The following is a 21,113-nucleotide window of genomic DNA, read 5'->3' as shown; positions in this document are numbered from 1 at the left end:
AAGACGGCAACGATGACCCACAAGATCCCCCTGTTGATCGACACCGATCCCGGTGTGGACGACGCCCTGGCCCTGCTGATGGCCTTTGCCGATGAACGGCACGACGTGGTCGCCCTGACCATCGCCGCCGGCAATGTCGGCCTCGAATACACCGTCCGCAATGCCCTCAAGCTCTGCGACATCGTCGGCCGCGCCGACGTACCGGTGTTTGCCGGCAGCCCGGATCCGCTGCTGCATCCCTCCGTTGACGCTGCCCACGTGCATGGCCGTGATGGCTACGGCGACGTGGACCTGCCGCCGCCGAGCCGTCAGGCCGAGGCCGAGCACGCCGCCCTGGCCATCCTGCGCCTGTCGCACGAACACGCCGGCGAACTGATGCTGGTGATGCTGGGCCCGCTGACCAACCTGGCGCTGGCACTGAAGCTGGACCCGACCCTGCCCCAGCGCATCAAGCGCATCGTGGTGATGGGCGGCGCGGTCACCTGCCACGGCAACATCACCCCGGCAGCCGAATTCAACATCGCCTTCGATCCGGAAGCCGCGCACGTGGTGTTCACCTCGTTCAAGCACCTGCTGGTGTCGGACTGGGAGGCCACTGTTGCCCACGGCCTGCCGCTGGAGGATGCCGAGAAATGGCTGCAGGCCGATTCCGATCGCGCCCGCTTCTACGAACTGATCTCGCGCAAGACCCGCGCGCTGTCGGAAGATGCCAAGGGCGGCCGCTGGTATACCGCCGATGCGGTGGCCATGGCGTGGGCGCTGAACCCGGAAGGGCAGCTGCAGGTCGAGTCGCGGCCGCTGAACGTGGAACTGAATGGCACGTTCAGCCGCGGCGCCACCATCGTCGACTGGAACCGCCAGACCGGCCAGCCGGACAACTGCGATCTGCTGATGGCCTACGACCAGGGGCGTTTCGAGGCCCTGGTGCGCCAGGCCCTGGGCGCGGACTGACGTCCGTTGCCGGGCACCGGTTGCCCCGAGCGGCAACCGGTGCTTATAATGCCGCTCTTGACCACCAGCCCATTTACGGTGTGAGCCCATGAAGGCCGATATCCATCCGAACTACCGCGACGTCGTCTTCCATGACGTCACCTCCGATTTCAAGATCCTGACCCGCTCGACCATGGCGACGAAGGAAACCATCCAGTGGGAAGACGGCAACGAATACCCGCTGGTCAAGGTTGAAATTTCCTCGGCTTCGCACCCGTTCTACACGGGCAAGCACAAGGTCATCGACACCTCGGGCCGTATCGACAAGTTCCAGAAGCGCTACGCGCGCTGATCTGTCGATCCTGCTTCGAACCGACGGCCGCGCTCTGCGCGGCCGTTTGTTTTTCCCCAACGCGTGCCCAACGGGCGTTTGGATGGGCGGAACACTGCGTTCGGGTGACAACGCTTTTGCCGATCCGGGCCGCTTGCTGGCCGGGTTGTGGCCGCCTGTCGTCTACGACTTCCGTCTAGCACCCGACAAATGCTGCTGTGCGATAATGACCTGATCCCCGGCACAGGCCGAGGACGTCATTCACGTGCCTGACCAATGCGCTTGGGCAGGCGCCTTCCCATGAAGGAGCGCACACAGTGTCCGATCTTGATCAGGTCACGCTCAACGCCGGCGATAAGTCGGTCGTTCTGCCCGTCATCAAACCCACCCTTGGCAACGACTGCGTCGACATCGCGAAGCTGACCAAGGAAACGGGGTATTTCACCTACGATTCCGGCTTCACCGCGACGGCCAGCTGCAAGTCCGCCATCACCTACATCGACGGCGACAAGGGCGTGCTGCTGTATCGCGGCTACCCGATCGAGCAGCTGTCGGAAAAGTCGAGCTACGTCGAAGTGGCCTACCTGCTGATCAACGGCGAGCGCCCGAGCGCCGGGCAGCTGAAGGCCTTCACCGATGAGCTGACCGCCGAAGCCAACGTCGACGACTCGATCAACACCCTGATCGGCAGCTTCGCCAAGGACGCCCACCCGATGGCCATCCTCGCAGCCGCGATCGCGCAGCTGTCGGCCATCTACCACGACTCGCTGGACCTGTCCGACGCCGAACAGCGCCGCCAGGCGGCCGTGCGCCTGATCGCCAAGGTGCCGACCCTGTCGGCGCTGATCTACCGCCATGGCAAGGGCCTGCCGGCCAACAAGCCGGACACCTCGCTGGACTACGTCAGCCGCTTCCTGAAGCAGACCTTCGAGTCGGCTGACGGCCAGTACGATCTGAACCCGGACGTGGTCAAGGCGCTGGACCTGCTGTTCATCCTGCACGCCGACCACGAGCAGAACGCCTCGACCTCGACCGTGCGCCTGGTCGGTTCGACCGGTGCCAACCCGTACGCATCGGTCGCCGCTGGCGTCACCGCGCTGTGGGGTCCGGCCCACGGTGGTGCCAACGAAGCCGTGCTGAAGATGCTGGAAGAGATCGGCAGCGCCGACAATGTCGAGTCCGCCGTGGTCAAGGCCAAGGACAAGACTTCCGGCTTCCGCCTGATGGGCTTCGGCCACCGCGTCTACAAGAACTTCGACCCGCGCGCCAAGGTCATCGGCGAGATGACCAGCAAGGTGCTCAAGCAGCTGGGCGTGCAGGATCCGCTGCTGGACGTGGCCGTGAAGCTGGAACAGGCTGCGCTGCAGGACGAGTACTTCGTCGCCCGCAAGCTGTACCCGAACGTCGATTTCTACAGCGGCATCATCTACAAGGCGCTGCAGATCCCGACCGAAATGTTCACCGTCATGTTCGCCCTGGGCCGTACTTCCGGCTGGGTGTCGCATTGGCTGGAACAGCAGGTCGATCCGGAAATGAAGATCGGCCGTCCGCGCCAGGTCTACACCGGCAGCGACGTGCGCGACTACCAGGGCTGATCGCCCGCAGAGGTTGTGCCGAGAACGCCCCGCATCCGCGGGGCGTTTTTTTTGTGCCCTGATCGTGTTCGACGGACGGTGGGTGCGGACCGCTGGTCCGCACGATTCCCGGATGGTCGCTGTAGAGCCGAGCCCATGCTCGGCTGGCGCCCGTCCACACCGCGCAGCCGAGCGTGGCTCGGCTCTACAAGAGCCCGCTTCCGGGTCTGAACGCGCTCTGATAATGAATGTCGCTTTCATGTCTTTTCGGATCTATTGCATGGGGATCACATCGAAGGCGATAGAACCTGTGCGTACTCATCCCTGTATGGAGAACGCCATGAACCGACTGATCGCCATCGCTTTCATCGCCACGCCGCTGGCCCTGCTGAGCCCGCAGGCCGTCGCGCAGTACACCGGGCCGGGGGCAGGGGCTGCTGCCAGCACTGTCGCCGACGCACGCGCGCAACGTGATGACCATCCGGTGGTGCTGCGCGGCACCCTCATCGCCAAGATCGGTGACGAGCGCTACCAGTTCCGTGATGCAAGCGGCCAGATCGACGTTGAGATCGATGACGAAGATCTGCCGCCGCAGGCCATCGGCGCCGACACCGTGGTCGAACTGCGTGGCAAGGTCGACACGCATCGCTTCAAGCCGACCGACATCGATGTTGATCACGTCACCGTCGTGCCGGCAGGTTGAAGCGAACGGCAGCCGAGCATCGGCTCGGCTCTACAAATTCAATGCAATGAGGTTTGTTGCATTGAACCGATGAGGGAAATTGCATAACCCTCAAACATTGAGCGAATTCAAGAATTCTCCTTAACGTTCAACGTTTTAGGAATGCTTGAATGGCCTGCATGGCAATGGATTTCTAACATTCTCTCCGTCGCCCGCACCCATCCCCGCGGGCGGCGCTTCCCTCCCTTTTCTCCTTGGGGAGGGGAGCTTTCAAATTCCCCCTTGTCCGAGAGAGACAACCATGCACGCCATTCTCAAGAAGGCCGCGCTCGCTGCAGCGCTGGCTACCGCTTCGCTGTCCGCGCACGCTGTTGAAACCAAGATCTCCGTCTACGCCGACGTCGACCCGACCCTGGCGCTGCTGCGCGATGACGGCACCCCGCTGCCGGACACCGTGCAGCTGACCCACGATCCGCTGCGCGGCCTGATTCCGGACACCCAGCGCGTCCGCATCCACTCCAACGATGAAGCCGCCGATATCGAGGCCCGTATCGACGGTCCATTCGTGCTGGCCAACGAGACCGGCGCCGTCACCGTGCCGATGACCATCAGCCTCAACAACCGCGCACTGGGTACCACTGCCATCGAGTACAAGGCGGCCGATCTGTTCAACGGCGCCGGCTCCACCCCGGGCGCCTCGATTTCGATGCCGTTGACCATTGCCCAGACCACGCCGGCGCCGATTGCCACCAAGGGCCGCTACGTCGGCATCGTGAGCGTTGTGCTGAACCAGAAGGCCACCACGCCGTAATCCCCGCGCCGGCCCGCACGCCGGGCCGGCGGCTTCTGCAGTGGTACCCCCATGACCCCACACGCCCCCGCCGTTACCCGGCTGGCGGTCGCGCTCGCCCTGGCACTGGCTGCGCCCCTGGCCGCAGCCCGCGGCGTCCCCGCCGGCTTTGAGGATCTGGTCGAAGGCCAGACCGAACAACTCGACATCCAGCTGTTCGGCCGCTCGGCCGGGCTGTCGCCGGTGCGCGTGACCCTGGAGCACGTGCAGCTGGAAGAGCCCGCGCGCGTGCTGCAGGCGCTGGACCTGCCGGCCGAAGCGCAGGCGGCGCTGCTGCCGGCGTTGTCGCAGCCGCTGCCGCGCAACAGCCACCTGGCGTGCCGCTTTGGCGGCGCCACGGCGGGTTGTGGCTATCTCGATCCACCCGAGGACCCCACTGCGGCGCGCGCGCTGTACGACGAAGGCGAGGGCGCGGTGCGCCTGTTCGTGGCGCGGCAGTGGATTCCCGGCGAGCCGGCCGCCGAGCGCTACCACACGGTCACGGCCAATGCCGAGAACGCCTTCCTGCACCAGCAGACGCTCAACGTCAGCGGCGGCCGCGACCATCAGGCGCTGTCCGCGCGCGGCGTAGGCACGTTGGGACTGTTTGATCGCGCTCACCTGTCCGCCGACTGGTATTACACCCAGCAGCGCTACCGCAGCCGAAGCGACGACGACTTCCAGTTCGACAACGTCTATTACCGCCATGACCTGGGCCAGGCGCACTACCTGCAGGCCGGGCGTATGGACCGCCGCAACCTGTCCAGCCCGCAGGGCGGCACCTTCAGTTTCAGCATGCTGCCGCTGGACCGTTTCCAGGGCGCGCGCGTGGGTACCACCCAGGCCTATGTGGACACCGATGCCGCCGTGCAGGCCACGCCGCTGACGGTGCTGCTGGCGCGCGACGCTCGCGTCGATGTGTTCGATGGCGAGCGGCTGCTGCAGACCTTCTACCTGCAGGCCGGCATCAACCAGATCGACACCCGCAATTTCCCGTTCGGCAACTACCTGGTGCGCATGCGCATCTACGAGGACGGTGTGCTGGTGCGCACCGAGGAGGCGCCGTTCGACAAGGGCGGCGACTGGACCAACAGCCAGTGGCAGTGGTTCGTGCAGGGCGGACGCCGCAACGAGCGCCGCAGCGACCGCTTCGATGGCGAACGCGTGGCGATGGCCGGCCTGCGCGTGCCGCTTGGCCGCGACGCCGCGCTTACCGCCGGTGTCGCCAATCTCGGCGGACACAGCTACGGTGAGCTGCGCCTGGACCTGCGCCACGTGCTGGCCACGCATGAGATGCGCGCCACGCTCAGCGGCATGCGGGGCAGCGACGGCAGCAACGGCCAGCAGCACCAGCTGTCGTACCGGCGCAAGGCGTCGTGGAATCTCTACCAGCAGCGCATGCGCGGCAAGGCCTGCCAGTTCGAGGCCGATGCGCGCGACCAGCTGGGTTGCACCAATTCGCTCAGCGGCTCGATGTCGCTGCCGGTGGCCGGTGGCAATGTCTACGTGGGCTATACGCGGCGCCAGACCTGGCGCACCGGCTGGCATCGCCCCGGGTTCGAGCAGGACCCGTTGTTCGGGCTGGATCCATTGCTGCCGCCCGGCCCGCTGGAGCCGCGCCGCGAACCGGTGCTGAGCCGCACCTGGCAGGCCAGCTTCAGCCGCAGCCATCGCTGGCAGGACTTCAGCGTGTCCACGCGCGTGGGCCTGTGGCAGCAGCGCAGCACCGACAGCGTGCGCGGCAGCAACGAGCGTGACCGTGGCATCTACTTCAACCTCAGCCTGACCCGCCTGCAGCGCAGCCATGACAGCAGCGGCCAGCGCCGCTATGCGGTGGACGTGCGCCAGCCGCAGCATCAGCGCCCGGCCATCGATTACAGCGTAGGCCAGAGCCTGCGCCAGGACCGGGACACGCACTATCGGGAGCTGAACGCCGAACTGCGCGGCAACAACACTGACCGCTACAGCGCCTCGCTGAGCGGCCAGCTGCAGAACGGCATCGGCAACACCACTGCCAGCATCGCGCACTATCAGCAGCGCGGGCGTGGTGAGACCGGCTACAGCGCTGCCCACAGCTCCGGTTTTGCCCTGGGCCGCCGCGGTCTCTACTGGAGCGGTGCCAACGGCGCCGAGGCCGGCCTGGCCGTGCAGGTGGGCGGTTTCGACGATGCCGACCTGCATGGCGTGGCCGCAGAATTGCAGGTGGGTGGGCTGCGCCGACAGCGTTTGCAGATCGGCGAGCGCCGGCTGCTGCCGCTGCAGGCCTATCAGTCGCAGCGCGCCGAAGTGCAGGACGCCAGCACGCTGGACAGCATCGCAGCGATCCGCGTGACTGGCGTGGGCGGCGCACGGCCGATGTTCCTCACCCCCGGCAAGCTGATGCGCATGCCGGTGCCGATTGAAGTGACCTACACCTTCATCGGCAACGCCAAGGACCTTGCCGGGTCGCCGCTGGGCGGCGCCCGCATTCTCAATGCACCGGTGCCCGGCACCAGCGCCAACGGCAGCTTCGTTGCCGATTTCCCGCGTCGCGAAACAACGCTGTACCTGCTGCAGGACGACCGCCTGCTGCATTGCCCGCTGCAGGTGCGCGAGCGCCGCCAGGTGGTGCTGCTGGTCGGCGCCGTGCACTGCGAGCCGCTGGCCGTGGCCCAGCTGCCAGCAGAAATCCGCCAGCAGGCCCGCGTGACCCGCCTGCTGCAGGAACGCGCGTTGATTGCCGCCACGCCCCAGACCGCTGCTGCAGGAGGTACGCCATGAGCCGGCGTTGGATGTGTGTGTTGATGCTGGTGTGTGCGCTGGTTCTGGTGATGCCACGGGCGTGGGCGCAGTGGCCGCCGGAGACCCATCCGACGGACCAGAGCCGGGACATCGTGATGAGCTGGGATCGCTCGGCGGTACCGGGCGATGTGGAGCTGTGGGCGCCGCGGACGGTGCTGGGGTTCAGTCACGACCTGGCGTTCAAGTATGGGCAGATCCATGTGGTTTGTGAGTCTGCTTCTGACAGTGAGTTTGGGAAGTGCCCGACGGAAAGTGAGCCGAGCATGTCAGGGGGGACAACAGAGATTGCGTTACGTCTCGTTGAGCTGAGGACTGGCCTGCAAACGGAGATTCGTGCGGTGGGAAGCCTGCAGCGGGCTATGTCGGGCTATCGCTGCGCTAGCGATCTCTGGGACAGTGACAAGCGCATTCTGAACGGATCATTCTGGTTCACCTGTGGCATAGGAAGCGGGGCAGATCAGCCGCTCGGAACCGGCGTCGAGATGATCCTGCCTCAACGCGAAATTTCGCGACTCGTCGCAGGCCATTGGAAGGCCACGATGCGCCTGAACATCAAGGCCGATCCCGCTGCAGCACCCGTCGCCACAGCCACCTTCAACTTCGATTTCACCGTCACCGATTACGACGCGATCTCGATCTACTTCCCCGGCTTCGACGGCATCGCGCCGCTGGTCAACATGGACCTGCGCTACGACCCCATCCGCAAAGTTGTAGGCGGCTACAAGGAAGTGGACATGTGCCTGTACGACGGCGTGGGCTCGCAGAGCGAGTTCCTCGGCGTCACCGTGCGCGACAGTGGGCCGCGACCACCGCCGGGACGGGACTTCGCGGTCTGGCACGCGGATGGCGGCAGTGACGACACCCAGCGCCTGGACTACCAGGTCGGCCTGAAATACGGCGGAAACCTGCTGGCAATGAAACACGGCGAGGAACAGCTGCTGCGCGGCATCGACAGCGCACAGCTGCGCCTGGTGATGCTGCCGGGCATCAATCAACCCGTGTACTGCGTGCCCACCCCGCTGGTACTGGAAACGCCGCCTACGCCCATCGCCAGCAAACGGCCCGGTCTCTATGACGGCGAGCTGACGGTGGAACTGCGCGTGCCGACCGCCAAACCCTGATCCCCACGGACCCTCATCATGAAGAAGCTGCTGTTCTGTCTGCTGCCGTTGAGCGCGCTGCTGGCGCCGCCGGTACATGCCAACCTCTCGATCCATCCGATGCGCGCCGCCGTCGATGGCAAGCGCGGTACGCAGATCCGCGTCTACTCCCAATCCACCCAGCCGCAGTACGTGCAGGCACGCCTGTTGCGCATATCGAATCCCGCCCAGGCTGGCGAGGAAGAGGTGGAAATGGACGCGGCCGACGCCGCGATCGCCATCACCCCTGGAAAGTTCGCACTCAGTGGCGGCGGTAATCGCCTGATCCGGATCATCCCGCTGCGCGCCGTTGAGAAGGAAGCAGCCTATCGCATCTATTTCGAAGGTGCCCGCGGACCCGAGGACACCGTGCTCGAGGGTGAAGAAGGCGCACAGGCCAATGTGGGTGTCAGCCTGGTCTGGGGAGCGCTGGTGAACGTAATGCCCGCCAACGGCGTAGTCGAACTACGCCTCGTGGAGAACACGCTGCGCAATACCGGAACCCTTCGCGTAGGCATTACCGGTGCCGCGACCTGCACGGCGGAGGGTGCCTGCAGCCCGCAGGAACTGTCCCACAGCCTGTATCCGGATGCCGATCTGAAGTTGCCATTCAAGGTCGCGCCGGGCGGCTCTCTTCAACTCCGCTATCGGCTGAGTCGTGACGGGCACCGCGAGCACACACAGACGCTGGCGCAGAGCGCTGGCTGAAACGGTTGTTTATGGCCCTGCGCGTGACGCGGAGTCTTTTTCCAATTTCCTGTTAAGGAGAGAAAACGTGAATCATATCTATCGTCGTATCTGGAGTACGGCCCGGAAGTGCTGGGTCGTGGCAAGTGAGCTGAGTTCGGCGCGGGGGAAGTCAACAGGTCAGCCAACGCGCATGGCGGCGGCCGCTGTCATTCTTGCTTCGTTGGTGGTGCCGGCGGCGTCCGCTGAAGATGGCACTGAAGAGCACGACGAGGGCATTCCGATTGCCCGCCAAGCCGTGGAGCGGGAGCGGGTCCATCCTTTCGTCGCTGTGCTAACGGCAGCGCCGGCAATGTCCCCTCCCGTGCCAATGGCAACGGTCAAGGCTATCCACGCCCAGCTCGCACTGGTCTCCGATACCTCCTACCGCGACTCGACCATCAGTGGGAATGACATGCTGGTGCTAGGATCCCGGTCGTCGTTGTCGTCCGGGAACCGATCGGTTGGCTATGGCAATGCGATCAGCAGCCGTGGTGAGAACAACACTGCTATCGGCCACAATGCGGAAATCACCAGCGGCTACAGTACGGCAGTCGGCGCCTTCTCCCGGACCAGCGGGATTGGCGCGACAGCGCTCGGCCATGACGCCAGGGCCACTTCGTCCAACGCCATAGCGCTTGGCAGCGGTGCACAGGCGAGCTCCTCCAACTCCGTGGCCATAGGTGCCAACTCTGTAGCGAACAGCAGCTATACCGTCTCGGTGGGTAGCACCTCCAACCAACGGAAGATCGTCAACGTTGCGCGTGGCAGCACCGCCTACGGCAGCACCGACGCTGTAACCGGTGGTCAGCTGTATGAGACCAACCAGGATGTCAGCTCGGTTCGTAGTACGGCCAATTCCGCTTACTCGAACGCCAGCTCGGCCCTGAGTACGGCCAATACAGCCAAGTCGAATGCGGACAATGCTCTGGCCAAGGCCAACATTCGGGAAGGGCTTCTCAACCAAGCATCCGTTTCGGGAAATGTTCGCATAGGTGCAAGCAACAGCGGCACGACGCTTGATATCCGGAACAGCGCGAATGTGAACCGGAAGATCGCCGGTATTGCGGCTGGCACCGTAAACGCCGCAAGTGCCGACGCCGTGAACGGTTCGCAGCTGTATGCCACGGATCAGACCGCAAAGGCCGCGAAGGCGGCTGCCGACAGTGCGTTGGCACAGTCGACGACAGCTTCCTATCTGCTTGCCAATGGCAATACACCCACCGTTGCCATGCGTGCGCAGGCCACTGGTACGGGCGCTCTGGCGACCGGCATCTACACTGAGGCCAACGGCACGGCGGCGATGGCTGTGGGGCGCACGGCCAAGGCCAAGGCGGATGGTGCGATTGCCCTCGGCGATCGTGCCAGTGTGGGCAACGGCACGTCCAAGAACAGTATCGCCATCGGCACGACCGCTACCACCGGAGTACAGGAAGACCTGATGGCGATCGGACGCAATGCGACTGCGTCCGGTGGGGTCGGAGCCATGGCGCTGGGCGCGAACAGTGCGGCTGGTCACCTTCGCTCGGTCGCGCTGGGTTCGGGATCGGTGACTACCGCACAAGACCAGGTGTCGGTGGGTAGCACGTCAATCAAACGCAAGATCATCAACGTGGCCGACGCGACACTGAACTCCAGTAGTACTGAGGCGGTGACCGGCCGGCAGCTCAACGCAACAAACACCAACGTCAGTACGGCGCTTAGTGACGCCAGTTTGGCCAAGGCCAATGCGAATACCGCGCTGACCGAAGTGGGTACGCTCAAAGGGTTGCTCAGCCAGGACGGAGCTAGCGGTGATGTCCGCATCGGTGAGAAGAACAGCGGCACCGTACTGGATGTGCGCAATAGCGCGAATGCGAACCGGAAGCTGACCGGCGTGGCCGATGGCGTGGTCAGCGCCAGCAGCTACGAGGCCGTCAACGGCAGGCAGCTCAGTGCCACCAATGACAAGGTGGCGACAGTGGAGGGCGTGGCCAGGTCTGCGGGTGCAGACGCTGCCGTGGCGAAGACGGATGCGGCTAGGGCACTGGCCGAGACAGCAACGTTGAGCGGTCTGGTGGCGCAGGTTTCTGCGTCCGGCGATGTACGCCTGGGCGGGAAGAATAGTGGTGCGACGTTGGATGTGCGTAATAGTGCCAATGCCAATCGGAAGATCAGTGGTGTGGCGGATGGATTGCTGAGCGCAAGCAGTGCTGAGGCTGTGTCCGGGAAACAACTGTACTCAACGAATTCGCGCGTCTCAGATCTTGAGGATGTCGCGCAGTTTGTGAGTATCGGCTCAGCTCCCTTCAGTGAACGCGCACAAGCCGGTGTGGCAGGTGTCGCGGTCGGAAATTCTGCCAAGACGGGACTGGATGGAGGAACCGCGGTAGGCACGTTTGCGGAGGCGATGGGGAAGAACTCCACCGCAATTGGTCGAGCGGCAGCCGTTTCTGAAGATTCCGAGAATGGATTCGCCATGGGGGCAGGTGCACAGGTTGGCGGAGACGCTGGCGGTGCGTATGCAGGTGTGGCGATTGGTGCTAGCGCAAGCGTTGAAGGTGGTGCTCACGGTTCGCTGGCACTTGGAAATGGCTCACTAGCGGATGAAGAAGGAGTTGCGTCATTCGGGGGTGTCGGCATCCAGCGGCGTCTTGTGAATATTGCCCGAGGCACTGCTGACCACAACGCCACCACTGTCTCCCAGCTCAAGGACTCCCTCGCCACGCTTGGCGGCGGCGCAGGTATGGGTGCCAATGGCGACATCATCGCCCCGACCTACGCGGTGCAGGGCGCGACGCAGAACACCGTCGAGGACGCACTGATGGCACTCGATGGCGCTGTGATCACCGCAGGCCGTCGCGCGGACAAGGTGGAAGGCCAGCTGAGTTCGATCTTCCAGGATTCACCGTCGGCCCGTGCCGATGGCATGAACCAGATCGCGCTGAATGGCGTGAATGGCATGGTGCTGACCAACCTGGCTGACGGCCGAGTGGCGCCGGGAAGCCGTGATGCCGTAACCGGCAGTCAGTTGTACGCCGCCGAGCAGAAGATCTCGCAGAATCGTAATGATCTGGAGACGATGCGCAAGGAGCGGGAGGTGGGCGAGCAGGCAATGCGTGGATTGGATGCGAGCGGTCCAATCGACTTTGGCGGTGCGCGATTGACTGGTGTGGCCGAGGCGACACTGTCGGCTGATAGCTCGGATGTTGTGCGTGGCAGTCAGCTCTATGAGACCAATGAAGAGCTGCAGAGGCTGGCTTCCGCGTCGCGGTTTGTTGCTGTCGGTGACCTAGGGCCTGGACAGGTGGCGAAGGCGGGACCAGTCGGGGTTGCGATTGGTGATTCCGCTGAGGCTTCTTTGCAAAGTGAAGGGGCAGTCGCCATTGGGAGCTTCGCGAAGGCCGCCGGAAAGAACTCGGTGGCACTAGGCAGAGCAGCTTACGTTGATGCTACGGCTGAGCATGGCTTTTCTTTCGGCGTCCATTCTTCTGTCCATGAAGCAAACGGTATTGCAATCGGCGTTGGCAGCACGGTGAAGCAGGGGGCCGGTTCAAGCGTAGCTATTGGTGTTCACTCGGTTGCAGATGAAGCTCGCACTGTCGCGTTCGGTAATGGTGAGATGAAGCGCCGCCTCATAAACATCGCCAACGGCACCGCCAACCACAACGCCGCCACCGTCGGCCAGCTGCGCAGCGCACTGTCTGCACTCGGCAGCGAAGTCGATGCCAACGGCAACATTGTCGACCCCAGCTTCAACGTTCAAGGCCAGTCCCAACCCACCCTCAATGGTGCATTGGAAGCGCTCGACGGCGCAGTCGTCAGCACCACCTCGCGCGTGAACCAGGTCGAGTCCCAGCTCCGCTCGGTGTTCCAGGAAACGCCCTCGGTCCGCGCAGACGGCACCCACCAGCTCACCCTGGCCGGTGCCAACGGCATGGTCATCTCCAACGTGGCCAACGGCCTGATCGCGGCCGGCAGCCGCGATGCGGTCAACGGCGGCCAGCTGCATTCGATGCAGCAGCAGCTCAACGGCCGTATGGATGGGCTGGAGCAGCGCATTGACGATCAGCCGCAGGCCCGCGCCATGGCGGCAGCATCCACGCCTTCGCCATCCACCGAAGAGATCGCGCCGGCATCGGGCACCAGCGGCTCGCCGCAGATCGCCTCTACCGGTGAAGGTGATAAGCCAGCCCCGCAACCGAAGTCGAAGCAGGACGACACGCCCAAGCCGCAGGTCGACACCGCCGACCTGGAGAAGATGCTGGCCCGTGCCAACGAGTACACCGAGGGTGCGATCAGCAATTTCGAGCGCCGCCTGGACAAGATGGACAAGCGCTTCAACCGCATGGCGGCGATGAGCAGCGCACAGACCGCGATGGCGATGAACACTGCCGGCCTGGCCACCTACAACCGCCTGGGTGCGGGCGTGGGTTACAGCGAGGGTGAATCGGCGATGGCGGTGGGCTACCAGCGCGTGCTGAACGAGAAGGGTTCGGCCACCTTCAGCCTCAATGGCGCGTTCACCAACAGCGGTGAGCGCAGCATGGGCGTCGGCGTCGGCATCGGCTGGTAAGCGATGGAGCCCTGGCGTGACGCGCGTAATCCGCCCCGCCGCGCCGGGGCCCTTGCCGAGGAAATGGCCATGTACCGTTGGGTAAGCCGATTCATCAGCTATCGCACGTTCTATCTGTGGCGGGCGCGGTATTACTACTACACCCGCAATCTGGACCGCTGGCTGCTGTTCGCCCTGCTGTGCGTGGCGGGCACGGGCTTGGCGGCCTGGTACACCTGGCGGGTATCGAGCGTGCCGCCGCCGCGCGTGCATCCGGAGGCGGCCGCGCTGCGCGTGGAGAACATCACCCAGGAGGCGATCCATCGCATCGTGCTGGTGCGGCATGGCGGCCCAACCCCGGGTGAGCCGTTCACCACCCCGGAGGATGTCCGTGCCGGCACGCTGCGCACACTGCGGGTGCGGCAGCTGCTGGACAGTGCGATGGTGTGGCAGCTGAAGGCCCACATGCTGGCCGACATGGCGGCGTACATCGATGCGACGGGAAGCTGCTTCCCTTTCCCGTGCTGGCAGGTGAGCCATCGGCTGGAGCTCATGCGTGCGGCGGAGGCGGAGAACGCGGCCATCAACCGGGCACTGGAGCCGGTGCTGGAGATCCCGTTGGACAGGATGCCCAACCTCAACGGCGGTGAGCGCGTTCGGATACAGACGGCGTGGTCGGACCCGTTCGGCGATGTCTACAACCAGACCTGGTTGCTGGGCGATCTGCAGAACATGCACGCGCGGATGATGATGGCGTACCCGCAGCGCGTGGGAGCTCCCTGGTTGATGCGCCTGCTTGGCGATGAGACGGAGGAGCAGCACCATGATGTCTGGTAGGGCAACGCACCTTCTGTAGAGCCGAGCCATGCTCGGCTGCTCTTCGGTCAGCTATCCGGATGCCTGATGCACAGTGCGGACCAACGGTCCGCACCTACCAGAACCTGCGCAACCGTCACCCGCCGATGTACGCGGTGATCTCCGCTTCGGCCAGCAGCTGCCGCAACTGTGCGACAGACGCGCGCCGCATCGGCTTCTCATCCACCGGGGACAGCGGCGCCTGGCGCAGCGCATCGTACGGCAGCACGGCCAGGTCGAAGGTCAGCTCCTCGGCACTGAACACCCACACTGGCACATCCAGGCTGCGCTCGCGGTCCATGCGCAGCCGGCGCGTCCGCGATTCGGCAGGGATGCCGTGCTCGTCCAGGAAGCGGTGCACGGCTTCCGGGTCGTCGCTGTGCAGGTGCAGCTGCACCGGGCTGTTGGCATCGGCGGTACCGTCCAGCACCGGGCCGGCCAGCCGTGGGGCGAAGCCGTGCAGGAACTCCAGCGCGCGCATCGCGGCCTCGCGGCGGCGCTGCAGTTCGTTGCCGTGCTGGGGCCCGGCGAACAGCCGCTGGTATTCGCGCAGGGCGTCTTCGATCTCGGTGTTGCGGGGCAGGGAGGCATCGTCGTGGATGCCGAGCCGGCTGGCGGCCTTCAACTTGGCCTGGTGGTAGTCGCGGATGCCGCCTTCAGCCATCAGGCGGGCGGCTTCGTGGGCGAGGCGGTGGCGCCGCTCGCGGGTCTGGCTGGCAGCATGCTGACGGGCGCGATGCATGCGATGACTCCTGTTGCGACCTGGCTACAGACTAGCGCACGGATGTGACATCCGCGTGGGTATTTCACCGAGACGAGCACGCGGATGCCGTTGATCGTGTAGAGCCGAGCCCATGCTCGGCTGCTCTACCGCACGCCCTGAGCCGAGCACGGGCTCGGCTCTACAGGCGCGTCGGTGCCAACCCACGGTTGGCACCCACCTGACCCTTCCTCAGAAGATATCGAACGCGGCGGCGTCGGCCTGCGGCGTATTGAGGTTCAGGTCGTAGTCGGTCAGGCGGTCCATGTCTTCCACCTTCACCCACTCGGTTGCGCCGTTGAGGGTGGCCTGGACCATGCCGCTGGGCGGCTCGTTCTGCGCGATCGGGGTGTCCTTCAGCGCGGTGCGCATGTAGTCGATCCAGATCGGCAGCGCCGCCTTGCCACCGTATTCGCGGTAACCCAGCGAGCGGAAGTCGTCGCGGCCCACCCACACGGTGGTCACGTACGGGCCGCCGAAGCCGGAGAACCAGGCGTCACGATGGTCGTTGGTGGAGCCGGTCTTGCCGCCCACGTCCTCGCGGCCGAGCACCTTGGCCTGCACACCGGTACCGCGCTGGACCACGTCGCGCATCATCGACACCAGCTGGTAGGCGGTGCGGGCGTCGATCGCGCGCGGGGCAGTGCGGGCGTCCGGGTTGGCCGGAGCGGCGGCAGTTTCGGTCTTGGCTTCGGCCTTGGCCGCAGCGGCCGGGTCCACCTTCGGGGCCGGGGCGCCGAAGTTGAAGCCATCCACCACCTGGTTGACCGGCTGATCGCTGCTGCCCGCGCAGTCGCGGCAGGCCAGTGCCGGGTTTTCCTTGAACACCAGGTTGCCGTCGCGGTCATTGACCTGGTCGATCAGCCAGGTATCCACGCGCGAGCCGCCATTGGCGAACACCGCGTAGCCACGCGCCACCGACAGCGGGGTCAGCGAGGCAGTACCCAGCGACATCGACAGGTTCGGCGGAAGCTCCGATTCGGCGAAGCCAAATTCGCTGATGTACTTGCGCGCATAGTCCACGCCCATGCCATCGAGCAGGCGCACCGAGACCAGGTTGCGCGACTGCACCAGCGCTTCACGCAGGCGCATCGGGCCGCGGAAGCCGCCGCCGTCGTTCTGCGGGGCCCAGGTCTTGCCGCGGCGATCGCGGAACACAACCGGCGCGTCGAGCACAATCGAGGCCGGGTTGTAGCCCTTGTCGAACGCTGCGGCGTAGATGAACGGCTTGAAGCTGGAACCCGGCTGGCGGCGGGCCTGGGTGGCGCGGTTGAACTTGTTGCCGGAGAAGCTGAAGCCACCGACCAGCGCCTTCAGCGCGCCGCTGTGGGCATCCAGCGAGACCAGCGCGGATTGGCCGCGCGGGATCTGGTCCAGCAGCCACTCGCCCTCCTTGGCCCCGGCGCGTACGCGCACGATGTCGCCGCGCTGCACCAGCTTGCCCGGGGTCTTGTTGGTCCACTTGGCGGCACCGGCCGGCAGCGCGATCTCGGTGCGGTTGGCCAGCACCACCGTGGCGCTGCCATCGGCAGCGGTGCTGGCGACGATTGCCGGCAGCAGGCCGGCCTGGCCGTACATGCCGCGCAGGTGCTCGGCCAGGGCGGCGGCATCGTCGCCGGCGCCCAGCTGCACCTGCTTCTCCACGCCGTGCCAACCGTGGCGGTGGTCGTACAGCAGCAGGCCATCACGCACGGCCAGGTTGGCCGCGGTCTGCAGGGTGGAATCGATCGTGGTGGTGACGTGGTAACCCTTGTTGACCACGTCGCCGCCGAAGCGGGCGATCATTTCCTGGCGCACCAGCTCGGCCACGTAGGGCGCATCGACCTGTACCGGCGGCTCATGCGCGGTGGCGTGCATCGGCACGGCCTTGGCCGCGTCGGCTTCGGCCTGGCTGACGAACTTCAGGTCGGCCATGCGCTGCAGCACGTAGTTGTCGCGGCGCTGGCGGGCACGTTCCGGGTTGGAGATCGGGTTGCCCGAGGACGGGAACTTGGGGATACCGGCCAGCGAGGCCATCTCGTCCAGGTCCAGCTCGTTCAGCTTCTTGCCGTAGTAGAACTCGGCGGCGGCGGCCACGCCGTAGGCGCGGTTGCCGAAGAAACTCTTGTTCAGGTACAGCTCGAAGATCTCGTCCTTGCTCAGCTCGGACTCGATCTTCCGCGCCAGCAGGATCTCGGCCAGCTTGCGGGTGTAGCTGTACTCGGAGCTGAGGAAGAACTGGCGGGCGACCTGCTGGGTGATGGTGGAGCCACCCGGCACGCGCTTGTCGTTGGTGGTGGCCAGCAGCCAGACCGCACGGCCGATGCCCATGTAGTCCACGCCGCCGTGCTCGTAGAAGCGGGCGTCCTCGGTGGCCAGGAAGGCCTGCTTCAGCCGCTCGGGCACGTCCTTCATGGTGACCGGGGTGCGCCGGGTCTCGCCGAACACCGCCATCAGCTTGCCGTCGGCAGCGTAGACGTACATCGGCTCCTGCATTTCCACGTCGCGCAGGGTCTGCACGTCGGGAAGCTTGGAGGAAACGGCATAGTACAGACCGCCCACGGCGGCCGCGCCGATCAGCGCCAGGACCAGGACAATCAGGAAGATCCAGCGCAGCCAGCGGCGGAGTCGAGTCATCGGGTTCAGATTCCGATTGCGAATTTCGTGGTCGCAGAGTATAGATTACGCAAGGTGGCGGCTGGGGTCGGCACCGGGGAGCGCAAGGGGAACAGTCAGGGGCTGCATGGTGAATCCGTGAGGGATTTCACAGCAGGGCCGTTGCCATTTGCTAAGAATACGTTATTAATGCTCGGACGCAGGTCTTGCGTCCAAGTGCCCGTCGGCAGGGGAGAAACCGTGGGGCTCATCCCAAAAAGTCAGTCGCCGCTTGTAGGCGTCGACATCAGTTCGACTGCGGTAAAGCTTTTGCAGCTGTCCCGCAGCGGCAATCGTTTCCGCGTGGAACATTACGCTGTGGAACCTCTTCCGCCGAATGCGGTGGTGGAGAAGAACATCGTTGAAGTGGAGGCCGTCGGTGAGGCCATCCGCCGGGCGATGAACCGTTCAGGCAGCAAGGCCAAGTTGGCCGCTGCCGCCGTCGCGGGGTCGGCGGTGATCACCAAGGTGATCCCGATGCCGGCCGATCTCGACGAAAACGACATGGAAGCCCAGATCGAGCTGGAAGCGGTCAACTACATTCCGTATCCGATCGAGGAAGTGAACCTGGACTTCGAGGTGATCGGGTCGATCCCGAACAACCCGGAGATGGTCCAGGTCCTGCTGGCCGCGTCGCGTTCGGAGAATGTCGAGCTGCGCCAGTCCGCACTGGAGCTCGGTGGCCTGCAGGCCAAGGTGATGGACGTGGAGGCCTTTGCGGTCGAGAACGCCTACGCCCTGGTCGCCAGCGAGCTGCCGGTGTCCATCGACGGCGTGGTTGCGCTGGTCGACATCGGCGCCACCATGACCACCCTCAATGTCCTGCGCGGCGGCCGTAGCCTTTACAGCCGCGAGCAGGTGTTCGGTGGCAAGCAGCTGACCGACGAGATCATGCGCCGCTATGGCCTGAGCTACGAGGAAGCCGGGCTGGCCAAGCGCCAGGGTGGCCTGCCGGAAAGCTACGAAATGGAAGTGCTGGAGCCGTTCAAGGAAGCCACGGTCCAGCAGATCAGCCGCCTGCTGCAGTTCTTCTATGCGGGCAGCGAATTCAACCGCGTCGATCACATCGTGCTGGCCGGCGGCTGCGCCGTGCTCGGTGGCCTGCCGGAGATGGTCGAGGAGCAGCTGGGCGTGCCGACCGTGGTCGCCAACCCGCTGGCGCAGATGACCCTGGGGCCGAAGGTGAACGCGCATGCGTTGGCCCAGGATGCCCCCGCGCTGATGATCGCGACCGGTCTGGCGCTGAGGAGCTTCGACTGATGGCACGCATCAATCTATTGCCCTGGCGCGCCGAGCGGCGCAAGCAACGCCAGCGCGAGTTCTACGCAATGCTGGGCATGGCCGCTGTCGGTGGCCTGCTGTTGTCGCTGATGATCTGGTTCTATTACGACCGCCAGGTGAGCGGCCAGATGGACCGCAACGCCTATCTGGAAGCCGAGATCGAGAAGGTCAAGGAACAGAACAAGGAGATCGATCGCCTCGACGCGCAGAAGGAACGGCTGCTGGCCCGCAAGAAGGTGATCGAGGAACTGCAGGCCAAGCGCTCGCAGATGGTCCACCTGTTCGACGCACTGGTGCGCACCATCCCCGACGGCGTGGTGCTGACCGCACTGAAGCAGGAAGGGGATGTGCTGACGCTGGAAGGTCGCACCCAGTCCAATGCCCGCGTTTCGGCCTACATGCGCAACCTGGAGACCTCCGGCTGGATGACCAATCCGGAGCTGTCGATCATCGAAGCGCGTGACCCGGAGAAGGACAAGGATGGCAAGGTCGGTCCGCTGGCCGACATCAAGGCGCTGCCCTACGTGTTCGTGGTCAAGGTGAAACTGCCGGCACAGAGCGAAGAGGTCTCGGCGACGCCGGGCCTGAACGCCGATGGCTCGGTGGCGGCGCCGGCACCGGTGGCTCCGTTGGCCGCAGGTCCGGATGCCGCGACGCCTGCGGCTCCGGCAGCTGGGCAGCCGCCGGCACCTGCCACACCTGCTGCTGCACCGTCGGCCGCTCCGGCCGCTCCGGCCAAGCCGAACCAACCGGCCGCGCCGGCCCCGGCACCTGCCCCGAAGCCTGAGGGCAGCCGCCTGGCGCAGCCGCCGCAGGCCTTCAATGCGCTGCTGCAGGGGGATCGCGCATGAGCCAGAAGATCGACATCAAGAACCTGGATTTCAACGACATCGGCAACTGGCCGCAGAAGGCCAAGATCGTCTTCTGCTCGTTGCTGGCACTGGTCATCATGTTCGTGGCGTGGATGCTGCTGATCAGCGGCAAGCGCGAGGAGCTGGCCGGCCTGGAATCGAAGGAAGTCGAGCTGCGCACCGAGTTCACCAAGCAGCAGGAACGCGCGGTGAACCTGGAGCCGCTGAAGCAGCAGCTGGCGCAGATGGAGCAGGTGCTGCAGCAGATGCTGCGGCAGCTGCCGAGCAAGACCGAAATGCCCGACCTGATCATCGACATCTCGCAGACCGCGCTGTCCAGCGGCCTGACCAACGAGCTGTTCGAACCGGAGCAGGAGCAGATCAAGGAGTTCTACGCCGAGAAGCCGATCAAACTGCGCATGGTCGGCAGTTACCACCAGTTCGGCGCATTCGTCAGTGGCGTGGCCTCGTTGCCGCGGGTAGTGATCCTGACCATGCATGACATCAACCTCAAGCCCAAGGAAAAGACCGGCGGCAACGTCCGCAGCGGTGCACTGGAACTGTCCGGTACGGTCAAGACCTACCGTTACCTGGACGAGACCGAAGTGCAGGCGCAGCAGGCGGCTGACGCTGGCAAGGAGGGCAAGAAGTGATGCGCGCGCAGACCGTACGTGGTGCGATGGTGCTGGCTGTACTGCTGCTGGCCGGTTGCGGCCGTGGCGTGACCAGCACGCCCGGCGACGCACCGAACCTTGAAAAGTGGGTGGAAGGCGAGCGTGCGCGACCGGCGCAACCGCTGGAGCCGCTGCCGGTGATGCAGCAGTTCGAGACCTTCGAATATTCCGCGCAGGGCATGCGCGATCCGTTCACCGATGCCTGGACCAATCCGCAGCAGGGGAACGGCGGATTGCGACCGGACCCGAACCGGCGCAAGGAGCCGCTGGAAGGCTTCCCGCTGGATGCGCTGGACATGGTCGGCACCATCGGTACTGGTGCAGGCACCGTGGCGCTGGTGATGGGGCCGGACAAGGTCACCTACCGGGTTCGCCCGGGCGGTTACCTGGGGCAGAGCGACGGGCGGGTCACGGCGGTCTTCGAAGACCGCGTGGAGCTGATCGAACTGGTGCCGGATGGCGCGGGTGGCTGGCTGGAACGGCCGGCAACGCTCTCGCTTGAAGATCAATGATCGTTTACTGGGGATAGCAC

At 65.1% G+C, this 21,113-nt stretch carries 16 protein-coding genes; 14 read left to right on the top strand and 2 right to left on the bottom strand.

The window, feature by feature from the left end; translation table 11 throughout:
• The first annotated feature begins 12 nt into the window (after positions 1–12).
• The 10 genes from ACMGRF_RS14500 (at position 13) to ACMGRF_RS14455 (ending at position 14,363) form a co-directional block, all read left to right on the top strand.
• The gene (locus ACMGRF_RS14500; protein ID WP_414485348.1) at positions 13–951 is read left to right on the top strand and encodes a nucleoside hydrolase; all 939 of its coding nucleotides are present in this window, start codon (positions 13–15) and stop codon (positions 949–951) included.
• Between the two features lie 88 nt (positions 952–1,039).
• The gene (locus tag ACMGRF_RS14495; protein ID WP_005410871.1) at positions 1,040–1,282 is read left to right on the top strand and encodes a type B 50S ribosomal protein L31; all 243 of its coding nucleotides are present in this window, start codon (positions 1,040–1,042) and stop codon (positions 1,280–1,282) included.
• A 296-nt stretch (positions 1,283–1,578) separates the two neighbouring features.
• Positions 1,579–2,856 carry a citrate synthase gene (locus tag ACMGRF_RS14490; protein ID WP_414485347.1) on the top strand — a complete coding sequence of 426 codons (1,278 nt, stop codon included), beginning with the start codon at positions 1,579–1,581 and terminating at the stop codon, positions 2,854–2,856.
• A 319-nt stretch (positions 2,857–3,175) separates the two neighbouring features.
• The gene (locus ACMGRF_RS14485; RefSeq protein ID WP_061480589.1) at positions 3,176–3,538 is read left to right on the top strand and encodes a NirD/YgiW/YdeI family stress tolerance protein; all 363 of its coding nucleotides are present in this window, start codon (positions 3,176–3,178) and stop codon (positions 3,536–3,538) included.
• 280 nt (positions 3,539–3,818) lie between these two features.
• Positions 3,819–4,328 (top strand): CS1 type fimbrial major subunit, encoded by a 510-nt coding sequence (locus ACMGRF_RS14480; RefSeq protein WP_414485346.1) that lies wholly within the window; start codon positions 3,819–3,821, stop codon positions 4,326–4,328.
• Between the two features lie 51 nt (positions 4,329–4,379).
• Positions 4,380–7,106 (top strand): TcfC E-set like domain-containing protein, encoded by a 2,727-nt coding sequence (locus ACMGRF_RS14475; RefSeq protein ID WP_414485345.1) that lies wholly within the window; start codon positions 4,380–4,382, stop codon positions 7,104–7,106.
• Positions 7,103–8,248 (top strand): CfaE/CblD family pilus tip adhesin, encoded by a 1,146-nt coding sequence (locus tag ACMGRF_RS14470; protein WP_049438259.1) that lies wholly within the window; start codon positions 7,103–7,105, stop codon positions 8,246–8,248. Before ACMGRF_RS14475 ends, ACMGRF_RS14470 begins: the two co-directional genes overlap by 4 nt.
• An 18-nt stretch (positions 8,249–8,266) precedes the next feature.
• Positions 8,267–8,974 (top strand): pilus assembly protein, encoded by a 708-nt coding sequence (locus ACMGRF_RS14465; RefSeq protein WP_414485344.1) that lies wholly within the window; start codon positions 8,267–8,269, stop codon positions 8,972–8,974.
• Between the two features lie 67 nt (positions 8,975–9,041).
• A complete protein-coding gene (locus tag ACMGRF_RS14460) occupies positions 9,042–13,547 on the top strand; it encodes an ESPR-type extended signal peptide-containing protein (protein ID WP_414485343.1) in 4,506 nt (1,501 codons plus the stop codon).
• 69 nt (positions 13,548–13,616) lie between these two features.
• The gene (locus ACMGRF_RS14455; RefSeq protein WP_049411390.1) at positions 13,617–14,363 is read left to right on the top strand and encodes a hypothetical protein; all 747 of its coding nucleotides are present in this window, start codon (positions 13,617–13,619) and stop codon (positions 14,361–14,363) included.
• 115 nt (positions 14,364–14,478) lie between these two features.
• Here ACMGRF_RS14455 and ACMGRF_RS14450 read toward each other — a convergent pair whose 3' ends face one another.
• Together ACMGRF_RS14450 and ACMGRF_RS14445 are read right to left on the bottom strand one after the other, a co-directional pair.
• Positions 14,479–15,123, bottom strand: coding sequence for a hypothetical protein (locus ACMGRF_RS14450; RefSeq protein ID WP_005418931.1), 645 nt, complete (start codon positions 15,121–15,123; stop codon positions 14,479–14,481).
• A 210-nt stretch (positions 15,124–15,333) separates the two neighbouring features.
• Positions 15,334–17,757, bottom strand: coding sequence for a penicillin-binding protein 1A (locus tag ACMGRF_RS14445; protein WP_414485341.1), 2,424 nt, complete (start codon positions 17,755–17,757; stop codon positions 15,334–15,336).
• A gap of 219 nt (positions 17,758–17,976) precedes the next feature.
• Between ACMGRF_RS14445 and ACMGRF_RS14440 the strand changes: the two genes are divergently transcribed.
• Genes ACMGRF_RS14440 through ACMGRF_RS14425 form a run of 4 tightly spaced genes read left to right on the top strand, consistent with a single transcriptional unit; the run spans position 17,977 to position 21,093 of the window.
• On the top strand, positions 17,977–19,035 hold the full coding sequence (locus ACMGRF_RS14440) for a pilus assembly protein PilM (RefSeq protein WP_014038321.1): 1,059 nt from the start codon (positions 17,977–17,979) through the stop codon (positions 19,033–19,035).
• Positions 19,035–19,907: a PilN domain-containing protein gene (locus ACMGRF_RS14435; protein WP_100478696.1), complete on the top strand. Its 873-nt coding sequence runs from the start codon at positions 19,035–19,037 to the stop codon at positions 19,905–19,907. Before ACMGRF_RS14440 ends, ACMGRF_RS14435 begins: the two co-directional genes overlap by 1 nt.
• Complete coding sequence (locus ACMGRF_RS14430; protein ID WP_049411380.1) at positions 19,904–20,560, top strand: type 4a pilus biogenesis protein PilO; 657 nt, start codon at positions 19,904–19,906, stop codon at positions 20,558–20,560. The genes ACMGRF_RS14435 and ACMGRF_RS14430 overlap by 4 nt, the downstream gene beginning before the upstream one ends.
• A complete protein-coding gene (locus tag ACMGRF_RS14425) occupies positions 20,560–21,093 on the top strand; it encodes a pilus assembly protein PilP (protein ID WP_005418914.1) in 534 nt (177 codons plus the stop codon). Before ACMGRF_RS14430 ends, ACMGRF_RS14425 begins: the two co-directional genes overlap by 1 nt.
• The last annotated feature ends 20 nt before the right edge of the window (positions 21,094–21,113 follow it).

The organism is Stenotrophomonas sp. EMP41, from assembly GCF_047495535.1.
Lineage (GTDB): Bacteria > Pseudomonadota > Gammaproteobacteria > Xanthomonadales > Xanthomonadaceae > Stenotrophomonas > Stenotrophomonas sepilia.
Note: the sequence above shows the minus strand (reverse complement) of the source record. Positions and strands in the feature narration are given on the sequence as shown.